This window comes from Streptomyces azureus (assembly GCF_001270025.1).
GTDB lineage: Bacteria > Actinomycetota > Actinomycetes > Streptomycetales > Streptomycetaceae > Streptomyces > Streptomyces azureus.
This window is the reverse complement of sequence record NZ_DF968385.1, coordinates 1-13049: the sequence shown is the minus strand read 5'-3', so window position 1 is coordinate 13049 and position 13049 is coordinate 1. Positions and strand designations below refer to the sequence as shown.

General features: G+C 65.9%; 12 protein-coding genes and 5 pseudogenes. 11 read left to right on the top strand and 6 right to left on the bottom strand.

Annotation, left to right across the window (positions count from 1 at the left end; all coding sequences use genetic code 11):
* Window positions 1-80: 80 nt before the first annotated feature.
* Window positions 81-279, top strand: a pseudogene (locus tag AOQ53_RS46825) (IS701 family transposase); the annotation flags it as partial.
* A 78-nt stretch (window positions 280-357) separates the two neighbouring features.
* Here the strand turns inward: AOQ53_RS46825 and AOQ53_RS31830 are convergent.
* Window positions 358-843 (bottom strand): VOC family protein, encoded by a 486-nt coding sequence (locus AOQ53_RS31830; protein WP_078945597.1) that lies wholly within the window; start codon window positions 841-843, stop codon window positions 358-360.
* Window positions 844-1752: 909 nt separating this feature from the next.
* Here AOQ53_RS31830 and AOQ53_RS46820 point away from each other — a divergent pair.
* Genes AOQ53_RS46820 through AOQ53_RS46810 form a run of 3 tightly spaced genes read left to right on the top strand, consistent with a single transcriptional unit; the run spans window position 1753 to window position 3003 of the window.
* Entirely contained in the window at window positions 1753-2007 is a 255-nt protein-coding gene (locus AOQ53_RS46820) for a hypothetical protein (RefSeq protein ID WP_236711890.1), read from the top strand.
* The gene (locus AOQ53_RS46815) at window positions 2004-2606 is read left to right on the top strand and encodes a hypothetical protein (protein WP_236711889.1); all 603 of its coding nucleotides are present in this window, start codon (window positions 2004-2006) and stop codon (window positions 2604-2606) included. The genes AOQ53_RS46820 and AOQ53_RS46815 overlap by 4 nt, the downstream gene beginning before the upstream one ends.
* Window positions 2566-3003, top strand: a complete 438-nt coding sequence (locus AOQ53_RS46810) for a hypothetical protein (RefSeq protein WP_236711888.1) — start codon at window positions 2566-2568, stop codon at window positions 3001-3003. The genes AOQ53_RS46815 and AOQ53_RS46810 overlap by 41 nt, the downstream gene beginning before the upstream one ends.
* Here the strand turns inward: AOQ53_RS46810 and AOQ53_RS31815 are convergent.
* On the bottom strand, window positions 2956-3597 hold the full coding sequence (locus AOQ53_RS31815; protein WP_059422518.1) for a DinB family protein: 642 nt from the start codon (window positions 3595-3597) through the stop codon (window positions 2956-2958). The two genes, AOQ53_RS46810 and AOQ53_RS31815, sit on opposite strands and share 48 nt — an antisense overlap.
* 5 nt (window positions 3598-3602) lie before the next feature.
* Between AOQ53_RS31815 and AOQ53_RS47510 the strand changes: the two genes are divergently transcribed.
* The 5 genes and pseudogenes from AOQ53_RS47510 to AOQ53_RS48435 form a co-directional block, all read left to right on the top strand.
* Window positions 3603-3731, top strand: a complete 129-nt coding sequence (locus AOQ53_RS47510) for a hypothetical protein (protein ID WP_269085486.1) — start codon at window positions 3603-3605, stop codon at window positions 3729-3731.
* 385 nt (window positions 3732-4116) lie between these two features.
* On the top strand, window positions 4117-5679 hold the full coding sequence (locus tag AOQ53_RS31810; protein ID WP_059422516.1) for an MFS transporter: 1563 nt from the start codon (window positions 4117-4119) through the stop codon (window positions 5677-5679).
* A 197-nt stretch (window positions 5680-5876) separates the two neighbouring features.
* Window positions 5877-6147, top strand: a pseudogene (locus AOQ53_RS46805) (PspA/IM30 family protein); the annotation flags it as partial.
* Window positions 6148-6239: 92 nt separating this feature from the next.
* Window positions 6240-6629, top strand: a pseudogene (locus tag AOQ53_RS31805) (helix-turn-helix domain-containing protein); the annotation flags it as partial.
* A 72-nt stretch (window positions 6630-6701) separates the two neighbouring features.
* Window positions 6702-7707 (top strand): annotated as a pseudogene (locus AOQ53_RS48435) (IS630 family transposase); the annotation flags it as partial.
* 115 nt (window positions 7708-7822) lie between these two features.
* Here the strand turns inward: AOQ53_RS48435 and AOQ53_RS31790 are convergent.
* Window positions 7823-8299, bottom strand: a complete 477-nt coding sequence (locus AOQ53_RS31790; RefSeq protein ID WP_059422515.1) for a MarR family winged helix-turn-helix transcriptional regulator — start codon at window positions 8297-8299, stop codon at window positions 7823-7825.
* 71 nt (window positions 8300-8370) lie between these two features.
* On the opposite strand from AOQ53_RS31790, the gene AOQ53_RS31785 reads away from it, so the two are divergent.
* Window positions 8371-9585, top strand: a complete 1215-nt coding sequence (locus AOQ53_RS31785) for a multidrug effflux MFS transporter (protein ID WP_236711887.1) — start codon at window positions 8371-8373, stop codon at window positions 9583-9585.
* A 589-nt stretch (window positions 9586-10174) separates the two neighbouring features.
* Here the strand turns inward: AOQ53_RS31785 and AOQ53_RS31780 are convergent.
* The 3 genes and pseudogenes from AOQ53_RS31780 to AOQ53_RS31775 form a co-directional block, all read right to left on the bottom strand.
* Window positions 10175-11080 (bottom strand): transposase, encoded by a 906-nt coding sequence (locus tag AOQ53_RS31780; protein WP_236711886.1) that lies wholly within the window; start codon window positions 11078-11080, stop codon window positions 10175-10177.
* Between the two features lie 86 nt (window positions 11081-11166).
* Window positions 11167-11300, bottom strand: a pseudogene (locus tag AOQ53_RS46800) (IS481 family transposase); the annotation flags it as partial.
* Window positions 11301-11412: 112 nt separating this feature from the next.
* Window positions 11413-12627 (bottom strand): MFS transporter, encoded by a 1215-nt coding sequence (locus AOQ53_RS31775; RefSeq protein WP_078945594.1) that lies wholly within the window; start codon window positions 12625-12627, stop codon window positions 11413-11415.
* Window positions 12628-12821: 194 nt separating this feature from the next.
* On the opposite strand from AOQ53_RS31775, the gene AOQ53_RS31770 reads away from it, so the two are divergent.
* Window positions 12822-13049: transposase (locus AOQ53_RS31770; protein WP_148640400.1), on the top strand; the 228-nt coding region annotated here is incomplete at its 3' end.

Genomic DNA, 13049 nt, shown 5'->3' with positions numbered 1-13049 from the left:
CCAGTCTCGTAGTCGTCTCCAACAGGTCATGCCCGACCCGAAGCCCATCTCGGTGGCCAGGTACTCCCGCCACCTCCTAGTCCCGCTGGGTCACCCTCGCCATGCTCGCGCACGCCTTCCTCGCCGTCGTGCGCGTCGCCGAACACGCCCACCACGCATCACCCTCGTTGTCCGACCGGCCACGATGCCGCCCATCGGCTCGGTTGGGCGAATTGGCGACGTCACCACCGGGCCCGATCCCAGGCCGGCCACTACCGGCGGAAAGCAGCCCAGGCGTGATCGAGCGGTTCACCTGGCGGGTTCCATAAGGTGCGGCGCTCGGTATTCGGTCCAGATCACCGCGCGCACGGGGTCCGATCACCCGGCGGCGGCCAGGCGGCGTTGAAGCTCTTCCTGCGAGACGTCTTCCACGTGGGTCAGAAATACCCACACGTGCCCCGAAGGGTCCTTGAGGATGACGGTGCGGTCACCGTGGAACATGTCCTTCGGCGGCTGGAGGATCTCAGCACCGGCGGCTTCTGCGCGCTCCGCCAGGCTGTCGACGTCCGGCACGAAGACATGCAGCGTGACGGAGGTACCTCCGCCGAGCGAGGTCGGCGCGGCGAAGGAGGCGGCTTCCGCCTCGTCCACGCTGGCGTCTCCCAGCATCAGGGCCGACCGTCCGATAGTGATCTCGGCGTGCAGAATCCCGCCGCTCGGAGCGTCGATCCTGAAGTCCTCACGGGCACCGAATGCCCGCTGGTAAAAATCGATCGCCGCGGCGGCGTCGTCGACCATGATGTGCGGGATCACGGCATAGCGGTAGCGGTCGGGGATCTCGATGTGGGCTGTGCGCTCGGTCACGGCGAACCTCCTTGAAAAGGCGCCGCTGGTCGGTTTTCCTGCGGCTCTGGAAGAAACCTAAAATCTCAAGTTTGGTTGAGGTCAAGTGTCGATGTGGCCCTGCAAGTTCCTGCCTGCAGGTGAGCCTGGACACGTTAGTTGGAACCGGTAAAGCTCGATGAGCTGGTGGGTCCTGGTCGGTGGGACACGCTTGTTGGCACCCAGTGGCCACGCTTCTCGCAATCAACCGTGAGTGGTCAGTCTTCTTGGCGCCAGTTCCGAAGATCCAAGGTCCTCTTCGGTGATGGGCGCTTTCCTTCATGCCATGAGAAGCGTGAGCGTGGGCAAGGCCGTTCGTACCCCTGACGGAACGGCGGGTGAGCCGCTCTGGTCGCACCTCGCCAGATGGGATGAACTTCTCGTCCCGGTGTCGGTCGACGCGAGCCGAGCCGGTCTGCGGCTGGATGACGACAGGCCCCTTCGTTGGTCGGTCGAGTGGAGAACCGGCAAGGAGCGGGTCTGCCGGACGGTACGGGAGCTCGGCCAGGGGCCGGTGGTGAACAGCGATCCGGTCCGCTGGTTCTCCTGGCGGCGAGGACAGCGCCATCGTCCGGGGCCTCAATTCATGGTCAGCACCGGCCGGCTCATGGTGCGGAGAGCCTGGAGGAGGCCAGGCTGCTGCTGGCGCTGGACGTCGCGGGAGATTTGATCGACGTGATCTCAAAGCCGCTGAGGCTGCGGTTCGACAACACGCGGGAGTGCAGGAGCCACACTCCGGACTTCCTTGCCGTGACCCGCTCGGGCAATGGCTGATCGACGTACGTCCCGAAGGCTTGATCAAGGACAGTGACCGGGAGTCCTTCGCGGCGGCGGGGGAGGTCGCTCTGGCATGCGGCTGGCACTACATGGTGGCAGCTCGGTGGCGAGAGCATGTCCCGGCGGCTCTCGACGCATTCTCTTCCCAACGGCGGCAGCTGTCCGACCCCGCTGGGCCTGCGTCCTGCCCTGCTCACCTCGGCCCGGCAGGGACTGCCGCTCGGGCAGCTGGCCGCCTCGACGGCGTGTGAGCCGGTGGCCCGGGCCCAGCTGCTGCATCTGCTCTGGCACCGGCAGCTCGGGGTGGGCATGACCGAACCGCTGACGGACCGCTCGGTCGTGGTCCTGGCTTCGAGGGCGGCCGAATGAGGTCCGCTGCGGCGGCAGTGGACCTTTCCTCCGGCGTCGGCCTGGTGCTCGACGGGGCCGAATGGACCGTTGAGCGTCGTGAGCCGCACCTCGGACGCGTCCAGCTGGTGGCACTCGACGGTGCCCGCCAGCATGTGAGCCTGCGGTTCCTGGTCGACCACCCGGGCTGCAAACCGTCCTCGCGGACATCGGCGTCCGGTGCGGATCGGGGACGCCAGACCACGGCCCTGGAGGACCTGGGCAAGGGCAGGCGGGAGATCGCGGAGATCCGGATGGCCCACCTCCTGGAGGTGGCGACCGGCTTCCGTAGTGGTGATCGGATGCGGCCGGGACCGGGAGAACCCAGGCCCGAGTACGACCCGGACAGCACGACCCTGACGAGCCGCCGACGGGCGAAGGTCGCCGAGTTGCAGGCCCTGGACCGGCAACATGCGAAACGGCTGGGCTTGGACGCCGTCAGCTGCCACACCCTGATCCGCTGGGAGACCGCGCGGCGGCAGTTCGGGCTGGTCGGCTGCGCGGACGACCGCTGGCTCCGGCAGCGGAGGCCACCCCAGCGTGACGGAGGAGATCCGGGAAGCGGTCCTCGCGGTCCGTGAGGAGACCCTGCGGGCGGCGAAGGTCTCCATGCGCACGAAGGAGCGCATGATCCATCAGTACGTCCGCGAGACATTCGGCACCGAGACATCGGTCCCGGGCCACCGGACTCTCTGCAGGGTCTGGAGGGAGTGGTTCGGCCCGGGTGGTGCACGGCAATGCTATGCCCGCTCCGCTGAACTGCCCATGAAAAACGGCCATGTGGTGATCCACCGGCCCGGACAGGTGGTTGCGCTGGACACTACGGTCTTGCCGGTCATGGTCCGCGAAGGCGTCTTCGGTGACCCCGTGAAGCCGCATCTGGACAATCCCCCTGGATACCTATACGCATTCGCTGGTCGTGTTCCGGCATCAGCACCCACGACCGGCAGCATGCCGCACGAACATCACGTCACGTGAGACAACCTCTAAAGCCTTGATTGGTGCGGCCGACCTGGCGGCCTGCTCAATCTTCGCGCAGTAGGCTGCGCGGGCTTCCTCGTCGATCTGCTTCTCGAGTTCGGCGCGCAACCCGGTCCGGCCGTCGAGGCCCTCGCGCAGGATATCGGCGTGCCCGGCATGCCGGATGGACTCGCCGAGGACATGGACCATGATGGCGAACAGGTTCGTGTCGGCATAAGACTCCGGCCACCAAGGCACGTGGCCGGGGGCGTCGAGGGGAAGCTCGTTGATCGTCGCGTCCGAGTGTTCCCACGTGCGCCGGTAGAACCCGATGATCTGATCGCGGGTCTCGTCCTCGGTCGCCCACAGATCGCTGCCGTTGGAGTCCTGCCACCGGGGCAGCGGTTCCGGGGAAGGGCGGTCGAAGACCTCGCCGAAGTACCTGGCCTCGACGGTGGCCACGTGTTTGACCAGGCCGAGGAGGTTGGTCCCGGTCGCTGTCAAAGGCCGGCGGGCGTCGTATTCGGACAAGCCGTCGAGTTTCCAGAGCAGCGCCTCGCGGTCCCGCCGCAGTCTCCCGTACAGGTTGTCTTTCGCGAATTCATCGGTCATGCGACATGAGCCTGCCATGGGCTGCTCGTGGTCTCAAGATCCCGTACGTGGTCCGCAACGACTGGCAGAGCCGAAGCCTGGCCATGACCGCCGCCCTGACCTGCTACAAGAAGCTCGCGAAACTTGCCACGTGAGACAACCTCTGAGTTCTGAAGACCATGGTGAGTGACGCAGAAATGGTGCTCGGTAAAGCGTCAGGTAGTGCCAGTGTTCCGGCAGTCCTGGGCGGGCAGGAGCTGCGGTTTGGCGTGGGCACCGAGCTGGGGTCGCAGTGCGCGGTGCGACAGCTCACTGGAGTGCATGAAATCCGCTCAGTCGCAACCCTCCAGAAGTCATGGAATCCTTCAACTCGCAAATCCGCCAGAGGGCACAAAATTGTCCAGCCCGCAAATCCGGCAGAGGGCATACAGTCCGTTCGGCCGCAACAGTATTGACAAGAATCTCTAAGCTTGACGGCGTCGTGGAGTTTGCTTATGGTCCAGTCGTTCAGGTTCCCGCCGATCGATATTGAAGGTGTTCATGACCGCGCCTCCAACGTTGCCGAAGTCCAGGCAGCAGTTGATTCTCGCTATTCTTATGTTGTGTTCACTGCTGATTTGGATAGAAAATACCGTCCTGAGTACTACGCTGGAGACCCTTGCAGACCCGGTCCGTGGGCTGGGGGCCAACCCAGGTCAGCTGCAATGGGCGACCGGTTCGTACACTCTGGCCTTCGCCACATTGATGTTCACAGCAGGCGCATTGGGCGATCGGTTCGGTCATCGGACTGTGTTTTCCAGTGGGTTGGTGGTCTTCGCCGGGTCCTCGCTGTGGGCGGCGTACGCAAGCGATGCGGGCCAGCTGATTGCAGCTCGAGCTGCGATGGGGGTGGGCAGCGCGCTGATCACACCCGCCATGATGGCCATTCTTATGTGGACCTTTACCGGCCCCGCGCGGGCTGCCGCGATCGGCATTTTCTCGACGTCGGCCGGTGTCGGAATGGCTGCCGGCCCGGTGCTGGCGGGATTCCTGCTCGATCATTTCTGGTGGGGCTCGGTCTTTCTGATCAATGTTCCGGTCGCGGCATTGGCGTTGGTCGGGCTTGCCGTGCTGGTTCCGAATTTCCGCAGCCCCACTCCGCGACCACTGGACCCCGCTGGAATGTTGCTGTCGATCAGTGGGCTCGTGGCGTTGGCCTACGGGCTGATCCGGGCGGGGCAGGTGGCGGTGTGGAGTCGTACCGACGTCTGGGCGCCGATCGTTGTCGGTCTGGTTCTGCTGGCCGTTTTCGTATTCGTCGAACTGTGCCTCAAGGTGCCCAGCTTTGATCCGCGACTGTTCGCGCAACGCACATTCGGTGGCGGCAATGTGGCGCTCGGATTGCTGCTCTTCGGTGTGGCCGCCATCACCTTCTATAACGCGTTCTACCTGCAAGGTGCGCTCGGATTTTCGCCGATGAAGGCGGGTTTGGCCAATATCCCGACCGCACTCGGCGCGCTCGCGGGGGCGCCCCTTGCCTCGCGCCTGGTTCGTCGCCTGCCGCTACGCCTTGTCACCGTGCCGGCGCTAACCGTGGCTGCGCTGACCATGGGCGGGTACGGCTTCCTCGGACTCCAAACTCCACTCGTCTGGATCGAGAGCTTGTTGTTGATACAGGGGCTCTCGATCGGCATGGTGATCGGCCCCGTTACGGCCGTATTGATCAGCGACCTGCCGTTGGAACAGGCCGGTGCAGGATCGGCCGTCACCAACACCGTGCGACAAACCGGCAGTGTGATCGGAATCGCAGTAGGCGGCACGATCATGTCGATCGAGTACCGACGTGCGATCGAACCTTCGCTGGAGGGTGCACCCGGTCCGGTGCAGGATCAGGCGCGAGTTTCCGCCGAACAGGCCCGCCACGTCGCCACCGCTATCCACCGGCCCACTCTTACTCAGGCTGCTGATAATGCGTTTATCCATGCCATGCACGTAGGCGCGGGCTGGATCGCGGTCATCGCACTCCTCGGAGCAGCTGTGCTGCTGATTACCTTGCCTGCTGTCGGAAAGAAGAAGGGTCCGATACCGGAGCCGGATTACGAAGAGGCCCGCAGCTCCGTCTGAGAGTGTGATGGCAGAATCCAGCCCCCGCCTGCCGCCCCGACGCTGGTTCCAGCTCCCGTGGCCAGGTTCCAACTACCGTGTCGCGGCTCACCTGCAGGCCCTGCCAGTCAGAAGGCACAGCTCACCATCTCGAGCGCTCACCCGCCAACAGAAGCGTTGAGTCACATCAGAAGATCACGACCTACGGCTGGAGTACCAAGTCCGCTGAGGCGCAAAACCGCATGCTCGACGCCGTCAAGGGCATCGGCGTACTCGATCCGACAAGCGAAAATCAGCCGGTTCGAGTACAAGGTGCGCCGCGAAGAGGCCCGGGCCATGGGCAAGGAGGAATTCGCCGCCTCCTCCCTGGACGCGCAGTTCGAACAGCTCGAAGGACTCGGCGACGCCACAAGATCGAAACGCGCTGGCAGCAGTCCTCAAAGCCGCATAGACACCGGTAAACGACACGAAAGGAGCGAACTGTCATGACACAAGTCGAGCAGCCCCTCACCGACACCAGCCTCAAGGTCGCCAAGTCAACCACTACCAGTTCAGCTGGGTAGCCGGAGAACCAAGCCAGCGTGGCAGGTGTGATCACGGCGTCCGAGCTGTCCTGGATGGGCCCGTTCAGCGGCCTTACGCCCCGGCAGTTCGGCAAGCTCGTGGCGGTTCTGCGTCGGCGAGGCGCTCATGGCACACACCGGGGCCGCCCGTGGCGCCTGAGTTTTGAGGACCGCCTGCTCCTGGTCGTCGCCTATTGGCGCACCAACTTGACGATGCGGCAGCTTGCACCTCTGTTCGGTGTCTCGAAGTCAACGGCCGACCGGGTGATCGACGACATGAGCCCGTTCCTGGCCCTGGACCTGCGGCAACAGTTCCGCAAGGACACGGTTCTTATCGTGGACGGCACTCTGGTGCCCACCCGTGACCACTCAGTGGCTGAGCGGTCCAAGAGCTACCGGTACTCCACTACTGACTTTGGCTCGTCAGGGTGAACTTTCGCGCAGTTCCCCGATGGGCTCGGTGTGTGGCCGTATCCCGTGGTGTGTGAGGTATGCGGGGGCGGGCTGACCACTGCGGGACGGCGGCGCCGGGAGTCGGTACGCATGCAGGCGGCCGAGTTGTTCGAGCAGCGGATCAAGCCGTCGGAGGTGGCGCGGCGCCTGAGGGTGAGCCTGAAGTCGGCATATTGATGGCATCAGTTGTGGCGGGACGGCGGTGCTCAGGCTTTGGCCTCCCGGGGCCCGAGCGGATCCCGATGCCGTCTGTCCCCGCGTTGCCTGGAGAAGCTGGCTGCGTACCTCGAGCAGGGGTCGGCCGCGCACGGCTGGGTGGAGGACCAGGTGTGGACTGCGGCGAGGGTGGCCACGCTGATCGGCAGGAAGTTCCACGTCTCCTACAGCGTCTCCGGGGCGACGAGGCTGATGTACCGGCTCGGCTTCAGCCCGCAGGTCCCCGCGCGGCGGGTCGCCGAGCGCGACGAGCAGGCCGTCACCGCGTGGAAGGAGGCGACCTGGGCGGAGGTAAAGAGCCCGGGCGGCCTCGGGTGGATACATCTGCTTCGAGGACGAGGCAGGCTTCACCCGACGGCCGCCCAGAGGACGCACCTGGGGCCGACGCGGAGTGACTCCGCAGGTGACGGTGAGCGGACGACGTTCGGGCCGGCTGTCCGTGGCCGGGCTCATCGCCATGCGGCCCGGCTCCCGGACACGGCTGTGCCACCGCCTGCGCACCCACCCCTCGGGCAAAGGCAAGCGTCGCAGCATGGGAGAGCGCGACGTCATCGCGCTGATCGACGGTGTCCACCAGCTCGTCAAGGCACCGATCGTGCTCGTCTGGGACCGTCTGAACACCCACGTGTCCCACGCCATGCGTGAGCCGATCGCCGAGCGTGAATGGCTGTCGGTTTTCCTGCTGCCCGCCTACTCGCCTGACCTCAACCCCGTCGAGGGGGTATGGGCGCACGCCAAGCGCAGTCTGGCCAACCTCGCAGTGGTCGCCCTCGACCGGCTCGAGGCCCTCGTCCGCAACCGGCTCAAACGGCTTCAGTAGGTCGGCGCCCCCGCCGCGCTGGCGAAGCCGCAGGCACCACCGCCGAGTTGGGGCGCCGTGCAGGGACGCGGGCGGCGGGGCGCTCGGGGTGGTTGCTCGTGAGCCGATCCGTTCATTGAGGATCACGCTCGATCGAGTCGTCGGCGGTGAAGCGTTGTTCCAGGCGGCTGAGCAGGCCGGTGCACTGTTGGACCGTGTCGATGTCGTTGCCCAGGATGCCGGCGAGTTCCCGCGCCCAGGCGGCACGCAGCATACGCAGGTTGTCGGCGGCACGGTCGGTCGGGCGTACGGCGATCCCCCGGCCGGTGGTCGCGGTGCGGGAGATCATGCCCTTGTCCTCAAGGCTGCGCAGCGCCGTGCTGACGTTCGTCCGTTGCAGCCGGGTGCGGCGGGCGATCTCGCTGGGCGCGGCCCCCGGATACAGGTCCACGACACGCATGATCTGCCGTTCGGTCTCGGTGAGCGGAACCAGTTCGCTGCCCTCTGGAGTACGCGCGCGCACCAGCCGGCCCACGTTGAGGATGAGGTCGGCCAGATCGGCGAGCGGGCCGTCGGCGGCCTCGGCGGCGTTGTCCTTGTGGTAGGGCATGGACCCATCCTAATGGATTATGGCATCATAATTATATGGACATAACTATTAGAGGTGCGGAAGATCGGCACGTGGCCGCGGCGGCTTGCGACGCAGGTGCCCCAGAACCGATGAGTCCGGGACGCCGAGCCCGGCTGGCGCTGGCGCTCGGCTCCCTGAGCGCGTTCGGGGCGCTCACGATCGACATGTACCTCCCGGCGATGCCGGGCATGGCCCACGAGCTGCAGACCAGCATGCCGCTAGTCCAGCTGACCCTGACGGTGTTCGTCATCGGACTCGCCATCGGCCAGGTGATCGTCGGTCCGTTGTCGGACATGTGGGGCCGACGCCGGCCTCTGCTGATCGGGATGGCGCTGTACGTGGCCGGGTCGTTGTGGTGCGCGATGGCGCCGGACGTCGGATGGTTGGTCGGCGGGCGCATCCTGCAATCGCTCGGCGCGGCGGCGGCCACGGTGCTGGCCCGGGCCATCGTGCGGGACCTGTTCGACGGCACCGCCATGACCCGGTTTTTCTCCACCCTCATGCTGGTCAACGGCGTGGCGCCGATCGTGGCCCCCGTCATCGGCGGCCAACTCCTGACCGTCGCGACGTGGCGGGCCATGTTCGTCGTCCTCGCCGCGCTCGGCGCCGCCCTGTTGCTGGCGGTTGTCTTCACGCTGCCCGAGTCGCTGCCCGCCGGGCGCCGGCAGCCCGCTCGTCTGACCGGTACCCTGCGAACCTTCCGCGCATTGGCCACCGACTGGCACTACCTGCGCTACGTGCTCGCCGCAGCGTTGATGTTCGCCGCCGTGTTCGCCTACATCTCCGGCTCGTCGTTCGTCCTGCAGGACGGCTATCGGCTGACCCCCCAGCAGTTCAGCCTCGTTTTCGGCGCCAACGGCCTGGGCATCGTGCTGTTCGGGCAGGCCAACAGCCTGCTCGTCGGCCGTGCCGCCGACGAGCACACTCTCCTGCGCATCAGCCTGACGGTCGCCACCCTCGGCGGACTGGGCGTGCTGGCCTGCGCCGCGCTCCGCCTTCCCCTGCCCATGCTGCTGACATGCCTGTTCACAGTGGTGTCCATGCTCGGCATCGTTTTCGCCAACGCGACGTCCCTCGCGCTGACCCGCCACGGTTCCGCCGCCGGCGCGGCCTCCTCCCTGCAGGGACTGCTGCAGTTCCTCGTCGGCGGCGCCGCCTCCTCCGCCATGAGCCTGACCGGCCACGTGAACGCGGTCGTCATGGGCGCCACCATGTTCCTGTGCGCCGCGGCCGCGCTGGCCGTGCTCAGTGCCCGCCGCCGGTGAACAGCCGACGCCGGTGATCAGCTCAGGCCCGTAGTCAAGGGGCAGCGTCCGCGAGGAGGATGAGACGGCCGTTGCACGACGCCTGCGAGAAGACCGTCCAGTAGATCGCCGACCTCTTCGGGGCCTGCCCAGTTCGACGGTGTACGGGCACCTCGACAAGACCAGGACCGTCCTCCGCCAGCCCAAGAAGACCACGGTCACGAAGCCCTGACCACTCCTCTGCATGCTGGGCCGACGACGGGAGTCCGGGGGCTTTGCCCGATTCGGCGCGTATCGATCAGCTACCTGCGTCGCCTGCTTGCTGGCGCAGAGCGCGACCTGATCGACTTCCTCCATCTAGCCGCCGCTTGGGCCGCCCTGCACCTACGTGATTACGCCACCCCTGTCACCGCCGCCCTCGGCCGTGCTCTGGACCTGCCCGCACCGGAGATACCGCCGAACCTGTAGGGCTCGTGCTGGCGCACAACATCGGATGCATCGGCAGCGGCCCTCAGGGCTTGAGGTGGTCAGTTTGATCTTTACGGGACAGCCCTTACGACCTCGTGCACGGTTGGCCGTGGCTCGTCGAGAGTTGCTGTCCTGACAGTGGTCACGCTCGAACGCCGCGGGATAGAGCGGCATTCTGCTGCTGTGAGAGCAGTCCAGCGACGGCTTGGATGATGTCGCTCATGTGCTCGCGACGGCCAAGATGGCGGGCAAGAGCCCGCCAGTTCTTCAAGTGCGCGATGCCATGCTCGACGCGGATACGCCGTGACGAGTGCGCTTCGCGCTGGAGTTCGTGCCGCGCCTCGTACCAGGCGGGAGCGTTCTTCTTGAACTTGCGGTGTGGTGGTGTGACCACCCGTCCGCCGGTCTGCGCGCCCATGCCCTGATAGCCGGCGTCCGCAAGGATCTCCATGAACGGGCCGTCGGCCAGGAGCTTGACCAGTCCGAGCTGGCGGGCCTGGGTGATGTCGGCGCAACTGCCTGGCCGGACCGGGCTGCAGTACAGCAGCCGCCCTTCGGCGTCCGTGAGGACCATGGCCTTCACGGCGTTCTGTTTGGTCTTGCCGGAGACGAATTTGTCGCGGTCCTTGCGGCCTGCGGCCGGGCGCCGCACACGGACCTCCGTGCCATCGATGATCCCGGTCCGGCCGTCGGCACCCAGGTGCTCGATGACCTCGGCGAGAGTGCACAGGCGGATGCCAGGGGCGACGGTGCAGCCCCGCTGCGCGAGCAGAGGACGCACCTCGCCGATGGCGCGCGTGATAGTGGAGCGGTCCACGCCGAACCAGCAGGCCAGCACGTCATGAGTGGTGCCATGGCGCAGACTCACCAACGTGGCCAGCAGCCGGTCGACGAAGACGAACTTGTGCTTCGCTCCGGCTCCTACAGCCCGCCGCCGTGGCCGAGCCGTGAGCCGAGCCTGATGCTGCTCGTGCCACAACGGCCCCACCTCAGCGATGAGTTCTGCGATCACGTCCGGCGACAGCCCAGTGACCCGGTACTCCGCCACGATCAACTCACGCGCCCCAGCCCTCACCATGCACGGTTCAACGAGCCACCTGAGCGACGAGCCACGGCCAACCGTGCACGAGGTCGTTAGGTGGGTGGTCCGGACAGGTTGGTGACGCGGCTGGCTGGGGTGTGACCGCTGATTCCGCTGTGGGGTCGGTGGTAGTTGCACAGTCCAGCCAGTCGGGAAACGCTGTCTGACCTTCGGCATCTGAGGTGTAACAACGGCTAACACAATGAGCCGAGTGGTCAGTGGCTGACCGAGCGGAAGCCAGGTCGAGGGCCATGCGCTAAGCGGTCGACAGAAGCATCCATGGACGAATCTCCGTGTGTTCAGGACCGCTCGTTGCAGTCCGGCCCGACGAGGCGTTCCCCTACTGCCAGGACCATGAGTACTGCGGTGCAACCGCCTAGCAACATGAGCGCGGACGGAGAGGTGCGGTCCAGGATGGCTCCCCCTACGAGTGCACCAATCGAGATCGTTGCCTGAAAGGAGGCGGTGAACAGGACGGATGCCGCTTCCGGGGCGTGCGGTGCCGCCTTGGAGAACCAGGTCTGCGACGCGACTGGTACGGCGCCATACGCGATGCCCCACACGATCAGCAGCATCACTGCGCCGGTCTCCCAGCGGCCCAACGCTGGAAGCAGGAGAGTCACCGTGGCGATCAGGGCGGCCGCGAGCCCGAAGACGCTCCGCGGATACCGGGCCACCCAGGCGCCGCCCAGGAAGTTGCCGAGGATGCCAGCGGCACCATAGAGCAGCAGGAATGCAGTGATCAGACCACCGCTGGCGTGGGTGACCTGTTCCAAAAATGGTGTCACGTAGGTGTAGGTGCCGAAGTGAGCCAGCACAACAAGGAACGTCAGCAGGAGTGCGAAGCGAGTGTTGACGCTGCGGAGCATGCCGGCCAGGACGCCCAGCCGTGTGGCCCGGACCGGAGGAAGCGGTGGGACGAACAAGAGCAGCATGGTCAGTACGCCGACCGTCAGAGCTCCCATGACGGTGAAGGCCGTTCGCCATCCAGCGAGATCTCCGATGAGGGTGCCCGCCGGCACGCCGAGGACGGATCCCAGCGGGACGGCAGAGAAGATCACAGCAGTTGCCCTGCCGACCGAGGCCGGCGGCACCAGTCGTTCCGCCAACCCGGCTCCGATCGACCAGAAGCCGCCAATCGTGATCCCGACCATGATCCGGGAGGTCAGTACGAGCCAGTAGTCGGGTGCCGCGGCGGCAAGAAAGTTCGCCAGTGCCAGCAAGAGCATGAAGACGCACAGCATCAGTCGGCGGTCGAAGCGTGCCGTGGCCACGGTGACCAGTGGAGCGGCGATCGCCGCCAGGAAGCCCGGCATGGTCATCATCAGTCCAGCCATCCCGTCCGAGACGGTGAAACTGGATCCGATCGAGGTCAGCAGACCGATCGGCAGGATCTCTGTGGTGACGATGGCGAAGATCCCCAGCATCACCGAGACGACGGCCAGCCACCCCATCAGCGGGGACCGAGGGGGTAAGAGTTTGCCGTTGACTGAAGCTGTGGTGGTTGCCGGCATGGCGTTCCGTCCTGTGAAAGGCAGCGCGTTTCGTGATCAGTTCAGCAGGTCTCATCGAGAGGTGGCTGGCAGATCTGCGACTGCACCCTTGCCCTTCACGGGTGATGTCGCGTTCTGGCTATCAACGGCCAACGCAGTGAGGCGCCTTGACCCTGGCTGTGGTGTCCGCAGGGCGGGCTGAGCATTCTGATCACATGGGGGCTTCACCATGGATCGTGTCGGGTGAGCTGTGGGAGCGGATCGGACCGCTGCTCCCTTGCAAGCAACGGCGGTTCCGGTATCCGGGACGCAAGCCCGTGCCGGACCGGAAGGTTCTCTGCGGCATCCTGTACGTGCTGCACACCGGCATTCAGTGGGAGTACCTGGCCACCGAGATGGGCTTCGGGTCGGGCATGACCTGTTGGAGACGACTACGAGACTGG